Annotated in this window: 15 protein-coding genes; 4 read left to right on the top strand and 11 right to left on the bottom strand. The window is 69.6% G+C overall.

Translation table 11 applies throughout. From position 1 onward, the window contains the following. Positions 1-22: 22 nt before the first annotated feature. Positions 23-325 carry a YciI family protein gene (locus AB0H78_RS04490; protein ID WP_363232745.1) on the bottom strand — a complete coding sequence of 101 codons (303 nt, stop codon included), beginning with the start codon at positions 323-325 and terminating at the stop codon, positions 23-25. A gap of 151 nt (positions 326-476) precedes the next feature. On the opposite strand from AB0H78_RS04490, the gene AB0H78_RS04485 reads away from it, so the two are divergent. Continuing rightward, positions 477-1499, top strand: coding sequence for a LacI family DNA-binding transcriptional regulator (locus AB0H78_RS04485; protein ID WP_363232744.1), 1023 nt, complete (start codon positions 477-479; stop codon positions 1497-1499). 68 nt (positions 1500-1567) lie between these two features. On the opposite strand, the gene AB0H78_RS04480 is transcribed toward AB0H78_RS04485, so the two are convergent. The 7 genes from AB0H78_RS04480 to AB0H78_RS04450 all read right to left on the bottom strand — a co-directional run bounded on the left by AB0H78_RS04480 (position 1568) and on the right by AB0H78_RS04450 (position 12597). Continuing rightward, a complete protein-coding gene (locus AB0H78_RS04480) occupies positions 1568-2275 on the bottom strand; it encodes a hypothetical protein (protein ID WP_363232743.1) in 708 nt (235 codons plus the stop codon). Between the two features lie 32 nt (positions 2276-2307). Continuing rightward, the gene (locus AB0H78_RS04475) at positions 2308-4530 is read right to left on the bottom strand and encodes a glycoside hydrolase N-terminal domain-containing protein (protein WP_363232742.1); all 2223 of its coding nucleotides are present in this window, start codon (positions 4528-4530) and stop codon (positions 2308-2310) included. Then, entirely contained in the window at positions 4527-6542 is a 2016-nt protein-coding gene (locus AB0H78_RS04470; protein WP_363232741.1) for a beta-galactosidase, read from the bottom strand. Before AB0H78_RS04470 ends, AB0H78_RS04475 begins: the two co-directional genes overlap by 4 nt. An 8-nt stretch (positions 6543-6550) precedes the next feature. Beyond that, positions 6551-8761: a 1,4-beta-glucanase gene (locus AB0H78_RS04465; protein WP_363232740.1), complete on the bottom strand. Its 2211-nt coding sequence runs from the start codon at positions 8759-8761 to the stop codon at positions 6551-6553. A gap of 115 nt (positions 8762-8876) precedes the next feature. After that, positions 8877-9794, bottom strand: a complete 918-nt coding sequence (locus tag AB0H78_RS04460) for a carbohydrate ABC transporter permease (protein ID WP_363232739.1) — start codon at positions 9792-9794, stop codon at positions 8877-8879. Positions 9795-9802: 8 nt separating this feature from the next. Continuing rightward, positions 9803-10786, bottom strand: coding sequence for an ABC transporter permease subunit (locus AB0H78_RS04455; RefSeq protein WP_363233420.1), 984 nt, complete (start codon positions 10784-10786; stop codon positions 9803-9805). A 131-nt stretch (positions 10787-10917) separates the two neighbouring features. Then, positions 10918-12597, bottom strand: coding sequence for a Tat pathway signal sequence domain protein (locus AB0H78_RS04450; protein ID WP_363232738.1), 1680 nt, complete (start codon positions 12595-12597; stop codon positions 10918-10920). Between the two features lie 301 nt (positions 12598-12898). On the opposite strand from AB0H78_RS04450, the gene AB0H78_RS04445 reads away from it, so the two are divergent. Then, the gene (locus AB0H78_RS04445) at positions 12899-15715 is read left to right on the top strand and encodes a glycoside hydrolase family 3 C-terminal domain-containing protein (protein WP_363232737.1); all 2817 of its coding nucleotides are present in this window, start codon (positions 12899-12901) and stop codon (positions 15713-15715) included. Positions 15716-15935: 220 nt separating this feature from the next. Here the strand turns inward: AB0H78_RS04445 and yicI are convergent, their stop codons facing one another. Beyond that, a complete protein-coding gene (gene yicI / locus AB0H78_RS04440) occupies positions 15936-18161 on the bottom strand; it encodes an alpha-xylosidase (RefSeq protein ID WP_363232736.1) in 2226 nt (741 codons plus the stop codon). Positions 18162-18297: 136 nt separating this feature from the next. On the opposite strand from yicI, the gene AB0H78_RS04435 reads away from it, so the two are divergent. Further along, positions 18298-18444 carry a hypothetical protein gene (locus AB0H78_RS04435; RefSeq protein WP_363232735.1) on the top strand — a complete coding sequence of 49 codons (147 nt, stop codon included), beginning with the start codon at positions 18298-18300 and terminating at the stop codon, positions 18442-18444. On the opposite strand, the gene AB0H78_RS04430 is transcribed toward AB0H78_RS04435, so the two are convergent. Beyond that, a complete protein-coding gene (locus tag AB0H78_RS04430) occupies positions 18434-18916 on the bottom strand; it encodes a zinc ribbon domain-containing protein (RefSeq protein ID WP_363232734.1) in 483 nt (160 codons plus the stop codon). The genes AB0H78_RS04435 and AB0H78_RS04430 overlap by 11 nt on opposite strands. A 130-nt stretch (positions 18917-19046) precedes the next feature. Here AB0H78_RS04430 and AB0H78_RS04425 point away from each other — a divergent pair, with 130 nt between their 5' ends. Continuing rightward, positions 19047-19460: a hypothetical protein gene (locus AB0H78_RS04425; protein ID WP_363232733.1), complete on the top strand. Its 414-nt coding sequence runs from the start codon at positions 19047-19049 to the stop codon at positions 19458-19460. A 19-nt stretch (positions 19461-19479) separates the two neighbouring features. Here the strand turns inward: AB0H78_RS04425 and AB0H78_RS04420 are convergent, their stop codons facing one another. After that, positions 19480-20688 carry a saccharopine dehydrogenase NADP-binding domain-containing protein gene (locus AB0H78_RS04420; RefSeq protein WP_363232732.1) on the bottom strand — a complete coding sequence of 403 codons (1209 nt, stop codon included), beginning with the start codon at positions 20686-20688 and terminating at the stop codon, positions 19480-19482. Between the last annotated feature and the right edge of the window lie 67 nt (positions 20689-20755).

Raw genomic sequence — 20755 nt, 5'->3', positions numbered from 1 at the left:
GGGGTGTCCGTCCGACTGTGCGTCAGGAGGAAGGCAACTCCTCCCGGAAACGCGCCAGTTCCGGTGCGGTCCTGGTCGCGAGGAACTCCGTGACCCGGTACGCGCAGACGCCCGCCACCACGAAGGGATCGGTCGCCGTGAGCTTCTCGATCTCTTCGCGGTCCCCGCCCACGGCAAGGATCACCCCGCCGTCGCGCGGAACCTTCCGCCCGGACGCGAGGAAGGTCCCCGCCGCGTACTGAAGGTCCAGCCAGGTGACATGGGCGTCGAGGAGAGCATCGACGGCTTCGGCGGGCGCGGTGTAGGTCAACTCCAGTGCGAACATGGTCCGTAGCCTAATCGCCCCGCGAGTCGAAGCGCTTCGACATCTCTCTGGACACCGGTGCGGCCTGCAACTAGGGTCAAGTCTCCGATGCATGTCGGAGGCGCGGAACTCACTGTCGAAGCGCTTCACACGGACCGTTATGGAGAGCTGAATGGTCACCCTAGCGGAGGTCGCCAAGCACGCCGGAGTCTCGGCGAGCACGGTGAGCTACGTCCTGAGCGGAAAGCGGACCATCTCCGCCTCCACTCGCGCGCGCGTCGAACTCAGCATCAAGGAGCTCGGCTACCACCCCAACGCGGGCGCCCGCGCCCTGGCCAGCAGCCGCTCCAACATCATCGCGCTGATGGTGCCCCTGCGCACCGACATGTACGTACCGGTGATGATGGAGATCGCCATCGCCGTCGCCACCACCGCGCGCACGCACGGTTACGACGTCCTCCTGCTGACCGGCGAGGAGGGCCCGGAGGCGGTGCGCAGGATCGCGGGCAGTGCGCTCGCCGACGCCATGATCCTGATGGACGTACAGCTGGACGACGAGCGACTGCCGCTGCTGCGCGAGTCCGAGAGCCCGGCCGTCCTCATCGGGCTGCCCGCCGATCCGGCCGGATTCACCTGTGTGGACCTCGACTTCGTGGCCACCGGGGCCCTGTGCGTGGAGCATCTGGCGGGGCTCGGACACCGGGAGGTCGCCGTGATCGGCGAGGCGGCGGCCGTGTACGAACGGCACACCGGATTCGCCGAGCGGACCATGGAAGGCGTACGGAGCCGGGGTGCGCAGCTGGGCGTACGCGTGCTGCACCGGCCCTGCGAGGGCGGGTTCGCCGCGATGGCGGCCACCCTCGCCCGGATCTTCGACGAGCGCCCGGGCACCACCGGCTTCGTCGTACAGAACGAGTCCGCGGTGGAGCCCCTGCTCAATCTGCTCCGCCAGCAGGGCCGCGCCGTTCCCGAGGACATCTCGGTCGTCGCCGTCTGCCCCGAACAGGTCGCCGTCCAGGCCTCGGTGAGGGTCACCTCGGTCGCCATTCCCGCACAGGAGATGGGCCGCAGGGCCGTCGAGATGGTCGTCGCCAAACTGGACGGCCGGGGTGCGGAGGAGACCCAGCTGCTCACGCCGGAACTGACGGTCCGCGCCAGCTCGGGCACCGCACCCGCACCCGCCGCCGCGGGCTGAAGCGGCGGCGTCAGCGGCGCAACCGCGGAAGGGCCGGCCCCCTCGCACTGTGGGACCGGCCCCGCGGGTCAGCTGCTGGAGACGCTGTAGCTGTTGGTGTTGAAGTTCAGGCCGCCCGCCGACGAGGTGATCTCGTAGCCGAACTGGACGTCGCCGACCGTCATGTTGCCTATGTAGCCCTTGGTGTCCTTCATCCACTTCAGGACTTTGAGGATGTCCACCGTGCCCGAGCTGGAATCGGACGTGCGCAGGAACGAGTAGACGTTGTTGGCACCGTTGGAGCCGACGTACACGTTCCAGGTGTCGGATCCGAGCGTGACGCTGCCGACCGAGCTGCCGATCGGGCCGACGGCGCCGTTGTAGTTGACCCAGAGCATGATCTCGTTGGCGTAACCGGTGTCCCAGATGTCGTACGAGGTGTTGTACGCGCCGGACGACGGGACGGTGACGTTGTAGCTGCTCTTCAGCGAGGAGAGCGAGGTGATCGACTTGCCGATCACCTTCTTGGCGTCCGGGTAGGACTTGATGCCGCCGGTCGCGGGGTGGTCGGCCCAGACGCCCCAGTTGCTGGAGGAGTTGGCCCAGACGGTCTGTGAACCGGCACCCGAACCCCAGATGTTGTTGTAGATCGTGTAGCCGTCCGACGTGGTGTAGGTGCCCCACTGGTCGGAGGAGGACCAGACGGCTGCCTGGGCGGGGGAAGCGGCGAATCCGATCAGCGCGGCGAATGCGGCCGTGGGGGCGAGCAGGAACCTGACGAGCTTCTGACGTGCCATGGGAGTCCCTTCCATGGTGGGTGGGGGGAGTGCTACCGCGGCCCCAGGGTGAGGACGTGGTCCACGCCGGCTTCCAGCAGCAGTCGGGGGGTGCCGGCGGAGGATTCGGTGAGGGACAGGCCCTCGCCCAGGCGCAGTTCGACGTGTGCGTCGCGCGTGGGATGCAGTACAGCTGTGGCCCGTCCTTCGGCCCAGCTCAGATCGAGCGATGCGCCGAACCGGGTGCGGGCGCCGCGGAGTTCACCGCTCGGGTACGCGGCCGGAAGCGCGGGCAGCAGCACGAGGCGCTCCGGTGTGGACTGCACCAGCATCTCGACGAGCGCGGCGGGCAGGGCGTGGGCGGCGTCCGCGTTGTAGACGTCGCGGTCCGGGTAGTGGGAGCTCATCAGCGAGGCGTGGAAGTAGCCGCCGCCCAGGACCGCGCCCAGTGCGGCTGCGGCCCGCTCGCCGTCGCGCAGGCGCGCGGCGATCAGGGCGTGGTGGAGGTGGCCGTGCGCCGAGTCGTTCTCCGATCCTCGCAGTTCCAGGGCGCGGTGGGCGGCGGTGGCGAGTTCGGGGGTGTCGTACGGATTGATCGCGGTCAGCGGCCAGACGGGGTAGAGGTGGCTGAGGTGGCGGTGGTCGTAGTTCTCCGCCAGGCCCGGCCAGGACCACTCGGCGAGCGCCCCGTCCTCATTGACCGGATAGCGGGGGAGCCGGCCGGCCAGGGCGAGCCAGGTGCCGGCGGAGGGGTGGCCGGGGGCGTACGCGGCGGCCGTGGTCAGCGCGTGGTGGGCGGCCGCGATGTCCATGGTGGCGTTGAGCGTGCCCCAGCTCGCGTTGGCGGGACGGTTCTCCGGGGAGTAGGAGGGGACGATCGCGATCCGGCCGTCAGGGCCTGTCCTGGTGAGGAAGTCCTCGTAGAACAGGGCGACTTCGGTGAGCGCGGTGATCAGGCCGGGGTCGACGGCGCCGGTCGTCTCGGCCTGCTCGATCAGCGGCAGGAGCAGCCAGTCGGCGCCCGCGGTCCAGAGGTGGAGCGGGTAGGGGCGCATGAAGTGGCGGGTGTGCCCGGAGGTGCCGTCGGTGTGGGAGGGCGCGACGATTCCGCGCGCGCCGAACAGCGCCTGGGCGTTGTCCTTCCAGCCCGCCAACTGGCCGTGGATCAGCGCTGCTTGGGCGTCGCTGACCTCGGGCAGGGCGCAGGAGGCCGCCGACGCGGTCTGGAGGTTGAGATTGGCGTTGGTGGTGAACGCCCCGGACCAGGCGGTGTCCCAGTCGCCCGACCACAGTCCGGTCAGGCGTGGCGGCAGTATCCCGCTGGACGACAGGAGGTGGTAGCGGCCGGCCGCGAAGAGGCGTTCGAGCAGGGCGGGGCTCTTGGGGCATCCAAGCAACTCGCTGCCGGGCAGGGCTCGTTCGGCACTGTCCGCCACCAGGGAGAGGGTGGTGCGGCCGTAGGCGGCCCTGTGCAGGGTGGTGTGCCGGTCGAGCAGCCGGGCGAAGCTGTCGCGGCCGGAGCCGGCCAGCAGCGCGCGCAGAGCGGCGGCCTCCACCGTGGCGTCCAGGTCGCCGGTGTGGCTCAGGACCCGGCTCAGCAGGAGCAGACCACGGGCGCCCTCGACGCGGATGCCCTCGCCCGCGAAAGCCGTGGACCCTCCGTCCGCCAGGGCCAGCGTCACTCCGGTGTACGCACGATCGCTGCCCGGGTACCCGATCCGCAGGGTCAGCTGTGCGCCGCCGGGGAGGAGGGCGGCGGAGCGGCCGACCCCCAGCCGGGCGGGGGCTCCTGGCAGGCGGTGGTCCAGGCCGACGTCGGCGGTGAGGGCGGGCCCGGCGACGTACTGGACGATCACGTCGTCGGCGCGCGAGACGAAGACCTGGCTGCGTTGGCCCTCGCCGGTCGCGCTCACCACACCGGTCGTGAAGTCGACCTCGCGGCGGTAGCCGGGCGCGAGCATGGCTTCGCGGCGGATCCGGGTCTGGAAGGCCGGGTGGAAGGGCTGCACCCAGTGGAAGGGGTGATCGGCGCCGAACTGCTCGGCCGCAGTGGTGTCGCCGGCGAGCAACGCGTCCTGGAGACGGGCCAGTTGGTCGGCGAGGCGGGGTGGTCGCACCGTCTCGCTGCCGTTCGGGCGTACCAGCGTGTGGTGGCTGACGATCACCCGGTCGTCGGCCGGGTCGCCGTACACCATCGCGCCGTGGATCCCGTTGCCGCTGAGGAAGGCGTCCTCCCAGCGGGCGGCGGGCTCCGGCTCCCAGTTCCCGTGGATCACGGGCCGACCTCCCGGAGGACGGCGACCCCGAACCGGCCCAGGTCGACGGAGCCTTCCACGGCCGCTCCGGTGAGCAGGTCGTGGTGGCGGCCGGGCACCGGCACCGTCACTGTGTCGCGGCCGTGGTGCAGGAGGAAGAGCAGGTCTCCGCGGCGTACGGTCTCCACCGCGGCGGGCGCCCCGGGGAGCACGGGAGCTGCCCCGGCCCCGTCTGCCACCCGTGCGAGGAGAGCGCGGAGCGCGTCGGGCTCGGGGAGGGTGGAGACGTACCAGGCACGGCCGTTGCGCAGGACCGCCGGGAGGCCGTCGAGCTCACCGCCCTTGTACGCGGAGACGGTCTCGGCCTGCGGGGACGCGGTCAGCTCCTCCGACCACAGCGTGCCGCGGAAGCCGTCGCAGTCGACGTGTCCGCCCGCGTCCAGCGGCCACCACTCCTGGAGCGTGGCGATGCCGAAGAGCTCGCGCAGCCGGGCGTCCATGCCGCCAGGCCTGATCCGATCGTCCTCGTCGACGGCGCCCGTGTGGAAACCGCAGACCAGGGTGCCGCCACCGCGTACGTAGGAAAGGAGGTTGTCGATCGCCGCGTCGGTGAGGAGATAGAGGTGCGGGATCACGACCATCTTGTACGTACTCACATCGTGCAAGGGGTGGGCGAAATCGGTGGTGCGACCCGCCTCCCACAGCGCCCGGTGCCAGGCCCGTACGACCTCCGGGTAGTCGACCTCGGAGGAGATCCGGCCGTCCTGCTGATCGGCCCACCAGGATTCCCAGTCGTGCAGAATCGCGACGGAGGCCGGTGTCGCGGTGCCGGCCGCGGCCTTGGAGAGCGCGGTCAGTTCGGCGCCGAGCTGCTTGATCTCCTGGTACGTGCGGCCCTGTTCGCCCGCGTGGCTGAGCATCCCGGAGTGGAATTTCTCCGCACCCTGGCGGGACTGGCGCCACTGGAAGTAGCAGATCGCGTCGGCGCCGCGTGCGACGGACTGCAGCGACCAGAGGCGGTTGAGGCCGCGCGGCTTGGGGTGGTTGACGCCCCGCCAGTTGACCGGGCCCGCAGCCTGCTCCATCAGCATCCACGGGCCGTGGGCCTGCGAGCGCGTCATGTCGCCGATCATGGCGTTGTGCTGGCCGCCCCACGGGTCGGCGGGGTCCGGATAGATGTCGACGGAGACGACATCCTCGCGCGTCGACCACTTCCAGGCGTCCTGGCCCGTCCAGAACGGCATGAAGTTGGTGGTGACCGGGATGTGCGGCGTGTGCCGGGCGACGATGTCGCGCTCGGCCTCGTAACACTCCAGGAGAGCGTCGGAGGTGAAGCGCTTGAAGTCCAGGACCTGCCCCGGGTTCTTCATGTACTGGGCACGGCGGGGCGGGATGATCTCGGCCCAGTCGTCGTAGCGCTGACTCCAGAAGGCCGTGCCCCAGGCCTCGTTGAGGGCGTCGAGTGTGGCGTACTTCGACGTGAGCCAGCGGCGGAAGTGGGCTGCCGTCTCGTCGCACCAGCAGTGCGTGCAGTACTCGTTGTTGATGTGCCACATGCGCAGGGCCGGATGACTGCCGTAGCGCTCGGCAAGGTCCTCGGTGAGCGCGGCGGCGTACCGGCGGTAGATCGGGCTGGACGGGCAGAACTGCTGGCGGGAGCCGTACCAGACGGTCTGGTCGTGCTCGTCGCGCGGGAGCGTCTCGGGATGGCGGTGGCCCATCCAGGGCGGCGGCGACGCGGTCGGGGTGGCGAGGACGACGCCGATGGAATGGGCGTGCATGAGGTCCATCAGACGGTCCAGCCAGCCGAACTCGCGGGCGCCGGGGCGCGGTTCGAGCTTCGCCCAGGAGAAGACGCCGAGCGTCACGGAGTTGACGCCGGCCTCCTGCATGAGGCGTACGTCCTCGGCCCAGACCTCCTCGGGCCACTGCTCGGGGTTGTAGTCGCCGCCGAAGAGGATGGTGAATGGGGCCTCCCCTGCTCGAACGGAGTTGAGAGCTTGGGGAACGGTCGCATCGGAAAGATTGGTCATGGTGGCTCTCACTGAGGGTCGGCGTACTGGACGCCGCGGCCGTTGGTGGACAGATAGACGCGGCCGTGGATGCGGGGGTCGCCGGTGACGGCTGCCCCGGTCCAGCCCCACTGGTGGGCGTCGTCGTTGATACGGGTCCAGGTCGCACCCGTGTCGTCGGAGCGGTACACGGCGGTGATGGTCTCGGTGGAGCCGACGAGATAGAGCGCGGGGTAGCGGGCGCCCGGGGCGGCCTTGCCGAAGCCGAGGGCGTACGAGGCCCAGGCGGAAGTGACCTTGGTGAAGGTGGCACCGCCGTCCTGCGACCGGTAGAGGCCGTTCCACTTCGCCGAGAGCCAGAGGTCGCCGGAGCGTCCGGGAGCCGCCGCGATACGGAACTGGCTGTCGCCGGAGGGGAGTCCGGTGGCCCCTGCGGTGAAGGTGGCGCCACTGTCAGTGCTGGCGGATACCGTTCCTGTATCGGTGTCGTAGACATAGAAACGGGTGGGATCGGCGGGGTCGGCGACAGGGACCGCGCCCTTGGGGAAGGAGGAGACCTCGGTCCAGGTGGCGCCGCCGTCGGTGGAGCGGTGGGCGGGGTATTTGGTGCCGTCCCAGTGGACGAACGACCAGAGCAGGGTGGCCCCGTCGGCGCCGACCGCGATCGGCCCCGGGGCGGCGGACGCGATCTCGGGCTGCGCGGCGAAGGGGGTCCAGGTGCGGCCGCCGTCGGTGGACGAAGCGCCGTTGCGGCCGGACGACGCTCCGGTGCGGACGGTGTATGAGGGCTTCAGCGCGGCCTGGGCGAGCCCGGTGGCGGTGCCGAAGACGGGGTTGGTGGCCATGCCCAGCGAGGGGGAGGAGGTGAGCGAGTCGTGGTACATCACGCCGATGTCGCCGAGACCGCTGAGGAGATGGGCCTTGCCGGTGGGCGGGGAGAGAAGGAAGTTGACCGCGCTCTCCTCCAGGCCGCGGATCTGCGGCGCCCAGTGGACGAGGTCGCAGGTCGAGAAGAGGGTCGCGCCCGTGCCGTACACGATGTGCCGCGAATCGTAGGGATCGATGCCGACGGCCTGGATCCACCAGCCGAACTTCGCCTTCTCACCCCAGTTGAGAAACGGCGTCTCGGTGACGTCGAGGACCGCGGTGTCCTTCAGGGAGACCCAGGTGCGGCCCCGGTCGGTGGAGCGGAAGAGCGTGTCGACGTCCGCCCAGCGGTTGTTGGTCGAGACGACGACGGTGCCGGGCCGGCGGGCGTCCACGGCCACACCGCCATAGCCGAAGGCGTCCGCCGATCCGTCCGCTGTCGTGCCGCCCGGAGTCACCGGGGTCACCTCGGTCCAGGCGCCGGTGACGGTGTTCAGGCGGTGGACGGAGCCGGTGGTCTGGCCGCTGGGGCCGGGAGCGTTGGCGTAGGTGACATACAGGTCCCGGGCCCCGATGTCGTAGGCGATACGTATGGGAATCCTCGCCGCGTCGCCCGACGGCTGCCCCGGCACGGCCTGCCAACTGCCGTCGGTGTACTGGTACAGGTTGGCCCCGCCGCCGTCGCCCCACCCGGCGTACAGCACGCGCTCGGCGGACGCGAGGAAGGTGATGCCCTGTCCGGAGGCGGACGGGGTGGCGGGGAAGTCGGCGGGGGCCCAAGTGGCGCCCCGGTCGGTGGACTTGAGGAGTCCGTCGTGCCGGGTGCCGAGCCACAGGGTGTCGCTGTCCCGCGGGTCCACCAGCAGCCGCTCCCCGGTGCCGCGCCCGTCCTCGTTGGCGCCGAGCCTGACGTTCAGATCGGTGCGGGCCCAGGTCGCGCCCCGGTCCTCCGAGCGGAGCACGGCCCCCGTGCCCGCCCAGGGCTGGGAGTAGGTGCCCAGGGCGAGGAAGAGCCGGTCGGGGTGGGCCGGGTCGACGGCCATCGCCTCGACGCCGGTCAGATTCCAGTCGTCCCAGCCGATATGGTCGAGGAGCGGCACCCACCGCGAGGTTCTTCTCTCCCAGCGGTACGCACCCCCGATGTCGGTCCTGGCATAGGCGAGCCCCTTGACGCGGGGGTGGAAGAGGACACCGGTGACAAAGCCGGTCCCGCCGATGGAGGCGGTGCGCCAGCGGTGCGCCTGGACCGAGGCGGTCCCCACCGCCTCCGCGGCCACGGCGGTTGACGCCGTGGGCAGCACAGCGGCGGCTGCCACGGCTCCGGCACCGGCGAGGACGGTGCGGCGGCGGGGGCTGCGGAGAGGTTCGTACATGGCGATCACCTTCCGGTGGGGGGCAGGCCACCGTGCCCGGTGGAGGCTTGAACGCGACCGGGCACGGTGGAGTGAGGGGGCCGCATGCGGGGACGTATGCGGAGGTGGAGCAGGGTCAGCCCTTCACGGCGCCGGTGAGCATGCCCTTCTTGAAGTGCTTCTGGACGAAGGGGGAGAGGACTGCGACGGGCAGCAGCGCCAGCACCATGACGGCCATCTGGACGCCCACCCGCGACACCGGTCCGGCCTTGACCACCTGGCCGAGACCGAGCGGGATCTCCTGCTTCTGCACGAGCTGGATCAGCACGTTCTGCAGCGGCATCATGTTCTGGTCGCTGAGGTAGATCGAGGCGTTGAACCAGGCGCTCCAGTACCCGACCGCGTAGAAGAGCGTGATGACCGCGATCACCGCACGGGACAGCGGCATCACGATCTGCCAGAGGATGCGGACATCGCCCGCGCCGTCGATGCGCGCGCTGTCGATGAGTTCCGAGGAGATGCCCATGAAGAAACCGCGCAGTACCAGGACGTTGAAGATGTTGATCGCGCTCGGCAGGATCAGTGCGAGATAGCTGTCGGTGAGACCCAGCGTCTGCACCAGCAGATACGTGGGGATCATGCCGGCGCCGAAGAACATCGTCGCCATGAGCACCATCAGGATCAACCGGTGGCCGAGCGTGCCGGGGCGCGAAAGACCGTACGCGCACAGGATCGACACGGTCATCGAGAACAGGGTGCCGACCAGCGTCACCCCGACGCTGATGATCGCGGCACGCGTCACCTGCCCGCCGCTGAGCAGTTCCTTGTACGCGATGAGAGTGAAGTCTCTCGGGACGATGACGAGACCGCCCGCATCGGAGATCGCCTCCTTCGAGGAGACGCTCGTGATGAGCACGATCCACAGCGGGAACAGCACGCCGAGGCAGGCGAAGCCGAGCGCGGTGCCCTTCAGCGTGAGCCCCGCCCTGCCGGGCGGCTCTTCCCACGGGGGCCGGGGCGGCGCCGACCAGCGCGAGGCCCGGGGCTTGTCCATGACGGCGGTCACTTCTTGTACACCCCCTGCTCGCCCATGAGATGGGCGATCTTGTTCGCGGTGAGGACGAGCACGATGCCGACGACCCCCTTGATCAGGCCGGCTGCGGCGGCGTAACTGAAGTCCTGGTTACGGATACCGGTCCACCACACGAAGGTGTCCAGGACCTCGGCCGCGCCGGGCCCCACCGCGTCCCGCTGGAGCAGTAGTTGCTCGAATCCGACGGTGAGCGCGTCGCCGACCCTGAGGACGAGCAGCAGGGCGATCACCGGTCGCAGCGCGGGCAGCGTGATGTGCCACATACGGCGCCAGCGGTTCGCGCCGTCCATGGCCGCGGCCTCGTACAGATCGGTGTTGACGGCCGCGAGCGCCGCGAGGAAGACGATGATTCCCCAGCCCGCGTCCTTCCAGATGCCTTCCGCGGTCACCAGGAACTTGAAGATCCCCGGGTCGGTCATCAGGTCGAAGCCCTCATGACCGTGTTCGCGCAGCGTCTGCGCGATGACACCGGCACCGCCGAAGAGCTGCTGGAAGACGGCGACGACCAGGATCCAGGAGAAGAAGTGCGGCAGATACAGAACCGCCTGCGCGAAGGCCCGCACCCGGGGCCTGATCACGCTGTTGATGAGCAGCGCGAGTGCGATGGGCAGCGGAAAGAAGAGGACGAGCTGCAGGAAGAACAGCACGAAGGTGTTCTGGACCGCGTCCCAAAACTTCGGGTCCTCGAAGACGCGTTGGAACTGCTCGAACCCCACCCACGGGCTGTGGGCCATCGCCGTGATGCCATTGGTGGAGACGTACGGGTCGTAGTCCTGGAACGCGGTGATGTTGCCCAGGATCGGTATGTAGTTGAAGACCAGGACGAGGAGCAGCGCGGGCACGGTCATCAGGATCAGCGTGCGGTCGCGTCTGAAGCGCCGCCGCAGCGGGACCTTCGCGGAAGGCACTGCCTTGGCGCGCGTCCTCGATGGGGCGGGCGACTCGTCGGTCACTTCGGTGCGGGGCGGCGACAAACTGGGGGTGTCCGCCGCCGTGTGGTGCGCCACGGTCTACTCCTTGGTACGTGGCCCCGGGGCCGGACGGCTTGCGCACGCGTCCGGCCCCGGGAGTCGTCGGGCGTCGGTCAGCCGGCGGACGAGCCGTTGTCGTCGAGCAGCTTCTTGTACCAGTCGCGGAGCTGGTCGCCGCCCTTGGACTTCCACTCCGAGACGGCCTGCTGCATGTCGCTGACCTTCTTGCGGCCGCGGACGATGTCCTTCTCCAACTGCTCGAAGTCGTTCATCAGGTTCGTCCACTTGCTCGGCTCGACGATCGTCAGGCCGTAGAAGGAGGACTTGGTGGTGAACGCGCCCATGCGCTGCTGCCACTCGACCATGCCCTTGGTGACGTCGGGCAGATCCGGGTGGGCGACGTAGACGGCGGGGGCGCCGATATAGCCCCAGGCGCCGTTGACCTCGATGTTGCCCTGATCGGTCTTGACCGGAAGACCGCCGGTGAACTTGTAGTCGGTGCCTTCGACGCCGTACTGGGAGAGCATCTGCTCCTTGGTGCCGTACGGTGCCGCACAGAAGTTGGCGATCGCCAGGATGTCCTTGACGACCTGCGCGGACGCGCCCTTGTTGACGAAGGCCCAGATGCCGGCCGGGTTGGTCGCCCACAGCTTCGGGTCGCCGCCCGCGTGGCCGGGGATGTCCATCGCGCCCATCGCGAACTTTGGGTGCTTGGTGTGCTGTTCGGCGGTCTTGCCGTACCACCCCGACAGGTCGCCGTTGTAGATCATGACCTCGCCGTCGGTGAACCGGACGCTGGCGTCGCCCTGGTTCTGCGCCTTGGCGTCGGGGTGGACGAGGCCCGCCGAGAACAGCTTGCGGGTCCACTCCAGTGCCTCGAGATATTCGGCGGTCTCGATGCGGTTGGTCATCTTGCCGTCGATCAACTGCCAGCCCAGCGACTTGTCGCCGCCGTTCAGGACGCCGAACATGTTCCACGCCGTCCACGTCATGTCGTCGCAGGCCCATACCTTGGACTTGGCGCTGGTGATCTCCTTGGCGAGGGAGAAGAATTCGTCCGCACTCTTGGGGAGTTGCCACCCCTTCGCCTCGAAGATGTCCTTGCGGTAGAACGGCGCGATATTGGTGACGTACGAGGCAGGCATCGGGATGCCGCGCAGCTTGCCGCCGAAGATGGAGCGCTGCCAGGCATCGGTGGGGATCGCCGCCAGGTTCGGGTAGTCCTTGACCTTGTCGCCGGAGAGATACGGGCCGAGGTCCGCGAACTTGGCGTTGATGGCGGTCGGGATCTTGCCGCCCAGGTTCCAGCTGGGCACGACGACCAGGTCCGGGACGTCGCTGGAGGCGAGCACCGCGCCCAGCTTCTGGTCGTAGGTGTTGCCGTCCTGGTTCTTCCAGGTGGTCTTGACGCCGATCGCGTCGTTCATCGCCGCGTAGTACGGGTTGTTCTGGGCCGGCGGCGTCCCCCAGAAGGGCGCCATGATCGTGATCTTGCTGCCCTTGCCGAGCTTGGTCTCCACCGAGGCCTTCAGCTGGGCGGTGGCTATCGCCTGGGTGAAGCCCGTCGACGAGCCGTTCTTGGAGGCGATGTCGGGAGTGACGACGTTCCGCGCCACATAGGCCGGGAGGATCTTCTGTGCGTTCTTCCCGGTGGTGGTGCCCTCCTTGCTGCCCTTGTCGCTGCTGCCGCAGGCGGTGAGCAGCGGCATACCGCCTGCTACGGCGATCGCGGCGACCGCGGTGGAGGAGAGGAAGGTTCTCCGGTTCGGGGCAGAGGGGGTGTTCGGCGTCATTGCTTAACCCTTCATGGCACACCAGGACACATGGCGGGTGACCCGCCGGTCGGCTCCTGTGTCAGAGGTGGAGCGCTGTCTGTCGAAGCGCTTCGATGTTGCTGCGACATTAAGTGAACGGGTCTGGCCGCACAAGACTTGATTTCAAGAAACCTCGGCCGTGTTTCTGATCCATTTCGCCACGGGGTGTACGTGGTGCCTCAGTTGTGACCCCTTCATGTCTTGACACTTGACTCCGGCGGAGCCCAGCATCGAAGCGCTTCGAACGATCAACCTCCGACCTCTGCAAGGGGATCAGCACGTGACCAACCTCCAACCACCCTTCCGCGACCCGCAGTTGGCGCAGGACAAGCGCATCGATGACCTCCTCGCGCGGCTCACGGCCGAGGAACGGATCGCGATGCTGCACCAGTTCGCGCCGGCCGTCGAAAGGCTGGGCGTCGCCGCGTTCCGTACCGGCCAGGAGGCGCTGCACGGAGTGGCCTGGATGGGCAGGGCGACGGTCTTCCCGCAGGCCGTGGGACTCGGCGCCACGTGGAACGAGGACCTCGTACGCCGCGTGGGCGAGGCGGTGGGCACCGAGGTCCGCGCCATGCGCGCGCAGGACGACCGGGTCGGCCTCAACGTATGGGCGCCGACTGTGAATCTGCTGAGAAACCCGCTGTGGGGGAGGGGCGAGGAGGGGTACTCCGAGGACCCCGCCCTGACCTCGGCCATCGCGGTGGCCTACACCCGCGGCCTGCGCGGGGACCACCCGCGGTTCTGGCGCACGGCTCCCGTGCTCAAGCACTGGCTCGCGCACAACAACGAGACGAGGCGCGACACCTCCTCGTCCTCCGTGCGCCCGCGAGTGCTGCACGAGTACGACCTGAGGGCGTTCCGCGACGCGGTCCGTGCGGGCGCCGTGGCCGGGGTGATGCCCGCGTACAACCTGGTCAACGGCCGCCCCAACCACGTCTCCCCGTACCTCGCAGAGCACCTGCGCTCCTGGACCGACCAGCCGCTGCTGGTCTGCTCGGATGCGGGCGCGCCCTCCAATCTGGTCGATTCCGAGCACTACTTCGACACCCACGAGGAGGCCACCGCGGCCTCCCTCAAGGCCGGCGTCGACAGCTTCACCGACCACGGCACGGACTCGACGATCATGATCGGCCGGATCCGAGGGGCGCTGGAGCAGGGCCTGATCACCGAGGACGATGTCGACACAGCGGTACGCAGACAACTGGCGGTGCGCTTCGACCTCGGCGAGTTCGACCCGGAAAGCGACCCCTACGCCGGCCCCGAGGAGTTCGACACCCCCGCGCACCGTGCGCTCGCCCAGGAGGCGGCGGAACAGGCGATCGTCCTGCTGAAGAACGACGGACTGCTGCCGCTCGCCGAGGGGCAGCGGATCGCGGTGGTCGGCCTGCTCGCGGACGAGTGCAAACTCGACTGGTACAGCGGCACCCTCATGCACCGCTCCACCCCTCTCGACGGCCTGCGCGCCCGCTTCGGTGCGGACAAGGTCGTCTTCACCGAGGGCGCCGACCGCGTAAAGCTGCGCACCGAGGCCGGCTGGCTCCAGGTGCCGGAGTCCGACGCGGCGGGCGCAGCACCCGCATCCGAGGGCGCGCTCGACCCGGCGCTGCTCGCAGGCCGCACCGACCTGCCGCCGCTGACGTGCGGTGAGACCCCGTCCGAACTGGCCCTGATCGACTGGGGCGGCGGGGTGGTGACTCTGCGAGCGGCAGACGGGCGCTATCTGTCGGTGGCCGATGACGGTCATGTGCGCGCCTCCGCGGACCAGCCCGGCGGCTGGATCGTCCAGGAGACGTTCACGCTGGAAGAGCACGGCGGCGGTCACCTCCTCAGGCACACAGGGACGGGTCGTTACGTCTCGGTCGCCGCCGAAGGCGCAAAGGTTGCCGACTCCGGGGATGTTTTTTCCGTGGAGGTGGTCGAACGCGGCGAAGACGCGGTGGCACGGGCGGCGGCCACCGCCGATGTGGTGATCGTGGTGGCGGGCAACGACCCGCACATCAACGGTCGCGAGACCGAGGACCGTACGACGCTGGAACTGCCGCCCCAGCAGGACCGGCTCTGGCGTGCGGCGCAGGCCGCCAACCCGCGTACGGCGCTGGTGATGACCTCGGCGTATCCGTACGCGGTGGCCGAAGCGCAGCAAGAACTTCCCGCCCTGCTGTGGACGGCACACGGCGGCCAGGCGGCAGGCACCGCACTGGCCCGGGTCCTTGCGGGCGACGTCTCACCGGCCGGCCGCCTCCCGCAGACCTGGTACGGCTCCGACGCGGACCTGCCCGGCCTGATGGACTACGACATCATCGGCTCGCGCCAGACCTACCTCTACTTCGAAGGCACCCCGCTCTACCCCTTCGGGCACGGTCTCTCCTACTCCGCTTTCGCATACGAGGGCCTGACGGCCGAGCGCGACGCCGACCTGATCCGGGTGACGTTCACGGTCACCAACACCGGCGCGGTCGCGGCCGACGAGGTGGCACAGCTCTACATGCGCGCCGAGGACGCATCGGTCCCGCGCCCCACCCGCGCACTGCTCGCCCACCGGCGCCTGCACCTGGCCGCCGGCGCGTCGCAGCACCTCACCTTCGACGTCCCGCTCACCGACCTCGGCCACTGGGACGTGGCACACGGCCGCTGGACGGTCGAGTCGGGTACGTACACCTTCCTGGCCGGCGCCTCCGTCGCGGACATCCGCCTCACGGCGCCACTGACCGTGGACGCCGACGAGGCGCGCCCGCGACCTGCGCGCACCCAGGGCGTCAGGGCGGCTGACTTCGACACCCAGCGCGGCACGGAGATCGTGGACCTGACGAAGGTGTCGGGCGACGCGGTGACCGCGACGGAGGGCGCCGAGGCCGAACTGGTCTTCCGCGCCTGCGACTTCGGGGCGGGCGTGACGCGCGCCGTGTTCACGGTGTCGGGCGAGGGAAGCGTCGAGGCGGAGGTGGCGGAGACGACAGCACACGCAGACGTCCCGCCGACCGCAGGCCCGTACGACTACACCACGGTGGAGAGCGAGTTCGAGGCGTCCGGAGTCCAGGAACTCCGCCTGAGACTGCGCGGGTCGGTGAGGCTCGCGCACATCGGCTTCTCCGGCTGAGGGTCCGGAGAAGCCGACAGGGGCCCGGCACCGAGTACCACCGGTGCCGGGCCCCTGCACGCATCAAGCTCGGACCTGCACATTCAAAGCCCACGCCCGGCAAAATCAAGCCGTCCGGCGATTGAGGACTGGGGGTCCGGGGGCGAAGCCCCCGAAACAGGGGGCGCCGGGGCGCAGCCCCGGTTTCGGGAAGGGGCGGGTCAGGGGAGAGCCCCCCCGGTCACCCCAGCCGCACCGCAACCCCCTCCGCCCCCGCTCCGGAAACCCGCACGAGCTCCCCCTCCCGCACCACGGCGAACGTAGCCGCCACAGCCCCCGTAAGGTCCGGCACCGTCACCACGACCGCCTCGTCCTCCCCCTCACCCAGCTCGAAGACCCGCAACTTCAGCCCCTCCAGCCAGTCCCCGTCCGGCCGCTGGTCATCGGCACCCCAGGGCAGCACAGTCCCGGGCCGCACGAACAGCGGCAGGCTGTCGTACCCGTACGTCTCCCGGCGCCACACCGGCCCGACCACGGTCTCCCCGCTCAACAGATGCGTCCACACACCCTCGGGTACGTAGTACTCGACCTCGCCGTCCGCCGCGAAAACAGGCGCGACCAGCAGATCGGGCCCGAGCATGTACTGCCGGTCCAGCGTGCGCGCAGTCGGATCCCCCGGGAACTCCAGCAGCATCGGCCGCATCATCGGCACCCCCGTGCGGTGCGCCTCCTCCGCCACCCCGTAGAGATACGGCATCAGCCGATGCTTGAGCAGCGTGAACTGCCGCGCCACATCCACCGCTTCCTCGCCGAACTCCCACGGCACCCGGTACGACACATTGCCGTGCAGCCTGCTGTGCGACGACAACAGCCCGAAAGCCAGCCACCGTTTGAAGACCGCCGGGTCGGGCGTCCCCTCGAAGCCTCCGATGTCATGGCTCCAGAATCCGAAGCCCGACAGCGAAAGCGACAGGCCGCCCCTCAGCGACTCGGCCATGGCGTTGAAGGAGGCGAAGCAGTCGCCGCCCCAGTGCACGGGGAACTGCTGGCCGCCCGCCGTCGCCGACCGTGCGAAGACGATCGCCTCACCGTGGCCGCGTTCCTTCTCCAGCAGATCGAAAACCGTCCGGTTGTACAGATGCGCATAGAAGTTGTGCATCCGCTCAGGATCGGATCCATCGGCCCACACCACATCAAGCGGGATGCGCTCCCCGAAGTCCGTCTTGAAGCAGTCGACCCCCTGGTCGAGCAGGACCCGCAGCTTCCCCGCGTACCACTCGCAGGCAGCCGGGCTGGTGAAGTCGACCAGGGCCATGCCGGGTTGCCACAGATCCCACTGCCAGATGTCACCATTGGTCCGGCGTACGAGATGCCCCAGGTCGGCGGCTTCCGCGAAGAGCGCGGACTTCTGCGCGATGTACGGATTGATCCACATGCTGATCCGCAGCCCGCGCGCCTTGAGCCGCGCCAGCATTCCCTCCGGGTCCGGAAAGACCTCCGGGTCCCAGGCGAAGTCCGACCACTGGTACTCGCGCATCCAGAAGCAGTCGAAGTGGAAGACGGACAGCGGAATGTCCCGCTCGGCCATCCCGTCGACAAAGGAGGCGACAGTCTCCTCGTCGTACTCCGTACAGAAGGACGTCGTCAGCCACAGCCCGAACGACCAAGCGGGCGGCAGTGCGGGCCGGCCGGTGAGCGCGGTGTAGCGCCGCAGCACGTCCTTGGGCGTCGGACCCGCCACCACGAAATACTCCAGCGACTGGTCCTCGACGCTGAACTGCACCTGGCCGACCGACTCCGAGCCGATCTCGAAGGAGACCTTCCCGGGGTGGTTGACGAAGACGCCGTACCCCCGGGAGGACATGTAGAAGGGGATGTTCTTGTACGCCTGCTCGCTGCTGGTGCCGCCGTCCGACTGCCAGATGTCGACGGTCTGGCCGTTCTTGACGTAAGGGGTGAAGCGCTCGCCGAGTCCGTAGACCGACTCGCCCACGCCCAGCGCCAGTTGCGCGACCATGTGGTGGCTGCCGTCGGGAGCGGTGGCGAAGGCGGTGCCCCTGGGCTCGACGGCGGTCAGCTGCCGGCCGTCCTCGTCGAGGAAGCGAAGCCCCCACGGCCCCTCGCGGTCGAGCCGCAAGGTGAGAGGTCCGCTGACCAGTTCGGTGACCGAGCCCTCCTGCCGGGTACCCGCGGCCGGCGTCGTGTCGGCGCCCGGCAGCTCGAACTCCGGTCCGGGACGGGACTTTCCGGCGTGATGTGTCGCCCGTACGCCGATGACGCCTTCGGCGGGCGAGTGGCATTCGACGGTGATCAGGGACGAGTTGAGGGTGTCGCCCCGGGAGGCGACCCGGGCGACGGAGGTGTATGCGGTGAACCGGCCTGTGCCGACCTGGAGGTCTCGTACTTCCGTCGCGTAAGAGGCGTGGACGCCCTCGCGCATGAGCCAGAAGCCGTTCGTGAACTTCATAGAGGTTCCTTGAGTGGTGGATGCGCGATTCAAATTACGCGATGTCGAAGCGCTTCGATAGAGGGTTTCGGAATGCGGCCACATCTGAGTACGAGAGCGGATACCGGCACCAACTCAAGATCGACAGAGTGAGGGCATGACAACATCGCGAACGCGCACGAACAGCAGCACCACCACCGCCGAGCGCACCGTGCTGGCCGTGCTCGCCGTCGCCGGGCTGCTGGCAGCGGTCTGGGTCGGCCTGATGGTCCTGACCGTCGGGTCCTTCGTCCTCAGCGGTTGAGGGCCTGCCCGCAGCGGCCGCAGAATCGCGCGTCGCGCTCGGGCGAGAGGCGCCCGCACTCCGGACAGACCCGGTCGAGCAGACAGGCCGCATCGCCGCCCGCATCGGCCGCCGCGCTCGCGATGGTCATGCCGGGGCGGCGCCGATGGGCGGTCAGATAGACGAGACCTGAAGCACCGGCCTCCAGCGACCGTTGCGAGGTTCGCGGCAGCCAGGCGACGGCGTGCCGTACGAGCTCCTGCCGGCCCTCGGGGGTGACGAGATGCCCCTCCCCGTCCAGTACCACCAGGAGTACATCGAGCACGTTGTCGCTGTGCTCGCCGACGACGGCCCCGGGTCCCAGCCGTACGACATTGGCGTCGAGACCGCGTGCCGGCTCGGCCAGCCGCCAGAGCGCGCCCTGTCGCTCCCCGCCGCGGGCGAGCAGCCCGTCCAGTGTGGTCAGGGTGCGGGCGGTAGCGGACTGCGTCATGCAATCGATCCTAATCGCCACCCCCGTTCATCCTTTCGGGTAGCGCGCGGAACCTTTGTCCCGGCGTGCGCCGGGGGCGGGTCTGTAATGAGTGCGCGGCTCCGGACGGGGCCTCACGAGGGGCGGGGGCATGGCATTTGTCGTTCTGGGCGCCTGGCTGCTGACAGCATCGCTGGGGCTGTACCTGTTCACCATCTGGCTGCGCCACGGTGGTCTGCGGCAGCGGTCCGCGGGAATCACGCGCCTGCCGGTATGGCTGATCATGGGCCATGTGGGGCTTGCGGTGGCGGGCCTCCTCGCCTGGTCGTTCTATCTGTTCGCCCATGCGCGGGCTTCCGCCTGGGCGGCCTGCGGAGTGGTGCTGGTCGTCGCCTCGTTCGGCGCGATGATGCTCTTCCGGTGGCTGCCCAGCCCCGGGCGGCACGCGCAGGGCGGCCACAAGACTCCTGAACGGCACTTCCCCGTCACGGGAGTTGTCGCCCACGGCGTCTGCGCGGCGGCCACCGTCCTGCTGGTGGTGGCCGTGGCCAGCCGCTCGGCCTGACCGTGTCGCAGGCGCGGGTTCAGCGCGCGTCCGCCACCCGGAACCTGAGTCCGGCCGCCTGCAGCCGGGCCAGCAGCGCATCGCCCATCGCCACCGCGGTCGTCACCTGCCCGGCTGTGTGCGGGAGTTCGTCCAGGGCCAGACTCAGCGCGCCCTCGGCGAACATCTTCGCCGTCTCGCCGTAGCCGGGGTCCCCGCCCGACACCTCGGTGAAGACGCGCCGCCCGCCGCCCTCGCCCACGAACCGCGTCACGAACCAGCTCCGGTTGCGGCGCTCCTCGCTCGGACCGGTGCCGGGAGCGACCCGGCTCATCAACCAGTTCCGTACGGGCGGAATCTGGGCCAGCGCCAGCACCGCTCCCGCCCCGACCGGAGCGCCGAGTGCGATCGGCAGGCGCTGGACGCCGGCGAAGTGCCGGTAGCGGAAGTCGGGCCCGTAACGGGGCAGAGCGGCCGCCGAACGCGCCACCACCTGCGGGTCGATGAGCGGCAGGGGCAGCGCCCAGAGCCCCGTCTCCCGGCTGAAGTGCGGTGCCCCGACGGGGCCGCGGGCCCGCCGTCCCACCAGCCGCGGTTCGTGCCTGCGGCGGTCCTGCGCGGCCTGCATCACCTGGGGGCCGCGGCTCATCGCGGTGAGGGCGGAGGCGAAGGTGCCACCGGAGAAGGACGCGTTGGTCCGTACGAAGCCGTCGATCCGCAGCGGCACCCCCTCCGGCAGCTGCTGCACGGTGAAGTACACCCCGATGTCGTTCGGCACGGAGTCGAAGCCCGCCGCGTGCACCAGGCGCGCGCCGGTCTCGCGGGCCCGCGCGTCGTGGCGCACGTACATCGCGTCGACGAATTCCGGCTCGCCCGTCAGATCCAGATAGTCGGTGCCCGCGTCCGCGCAGGCGGCCACCAGGCCTTCTCCGTACCAGATGTACGGGCCCACCGTGGTCGCCACCACCCGCGTGGACTCGGCGAGCGCGCGCAGCGAGTGGGGATCGGAGGAGTCCGCCTGCAGCAGCGGAAGCGTCGCGCACTCGGGGTCGATCGCGACGAGGCGTTCGCGCAGCGCCTCCAGTTTGCCGAGGTCGCGTCCCGCGAGCGCCCAGCGGCACGTGTCGGGGGCGTGGGCGGCGAGATACTCCGCGGTCAGCGTGCCCACGAAGCCCGTCGCCCCGAAGAGCACGATGTCGTACGGCCTCTCCACTGTGCCCTCCACTGCGCCCTCCGCCGTTCGTTTCATGTCGTTGCCGGTGGCCGAGGCTAGCGTGCGAAGAGCCGCGCCGAACAGTGCGGAGATCAGTTCTGCG

It is taken from the genome of Streptomyces sp. NPDC050738 (genome assembly GCF_040654175.1).
Classification (GTDB): Bacteria; Actinomycetota; Actinomycetes; order Streptomycetales; family Streptomycetaceae; genus Streptomyces.
Note: the sequence above shows the minus strand (reverse complement) of the source record. Positions and strands in the feature narration are given on the sequence as shown.

What these genes read in the sequence shown, in the direction of transcription:
- AB0H78_RS04490 (WP_363232745.1), bottom strand. Translation starts at nt 325, where the DNA reads ATGTTCGCACTGGAGTTGACCTACACCGCGCCCGCCGAAGCCGTCGAT.
- AB0H78_RS04485 (WP_363232744.1), top strand. Translation starts at nt 477, where the DNA reads ATGGTCACCCTAGCGGAGGTCGCCAAGCACGCCGGAGTCTCGGCGAGC.
- AB0H78_RS04480 (WP_363232743.1), bottom strand. Translation starts at nt 2,275, where the DNA reads ATGGCACGTCAGAAGCTCGTCAGGTTCCTGCTCGCCCCCACGGCCGCA.
- AB0H78_RS04470 (WP_363232741.1), bottom strand. Translation starts at nt 6,542, where the DNA reads ATGACCAATCTTTCCGATGCGACCGTTCCCCAAGCTCTCAACTCCGTT.
- AB0H78_RS04465 (WP_363232740.1), bottom strand. Translation starts at nt 8,761, where the DNA reads ATGTACGAACCTCTCCGCAGCCCCCGCCGCCGCACCGTCCTCGCCGGT.
- AB0H78_RS04460 (WP_363232739.1), bottom strand. Translation starts at nt 9,794, where the DNA reads ATGGACAAGCCCCGGGCCTCGCGCTGGTCGGCGCCGCCCCGGCCCCCG.
- AB0H78_RS04450 (WP_363232738.1), bottom strand. Translation starts at nt 12,597, where the DNA reads ATGACGCCGAACACCCCCTCTGCCCCGAACCGGAGAACCTTCCTCTCC.
- yicI (WP_363232736.1), bottom strand. Translation starts at nt 18,161, where the DNA reads ATGAAGTTCACGAACGGCTTCTGGCTCATGCGCGAGGGCGTCCACGCC.
- AB0H78_RS04435 (WP_363232735.1), top strand. Translation starts at nt 18,298, where the DNA reads ATGACAACATCGCGAACGCGCACGAACAGCAGCACCACCACCGCCGAG.
- AB0H78_RS04430 (WP_363232734.1), bottom strand. Translation starts at nt 18,916, where the DNA reads ATGACGCAGTCCGCTACCGCCCGCACCCTGACCACACTGGACGGGCTG.
- AB0H78_RS04425 (WP_363232733.1), top strand. Translation starts at nt 19,047, where the DNA reads ATGGCATTTGTCGTTCTGGGCGCCTGGCTGCTGACAGCATCGCTGGGG.
- AB0H78_RS04420 (WP_363232732.1), bottom strand. Translation starts at nt 20,688, where the DNA reads ATGAAACGAACGGCGGAGGGCGCAGTGGAGGGCACAGTGGAGAGGCCG.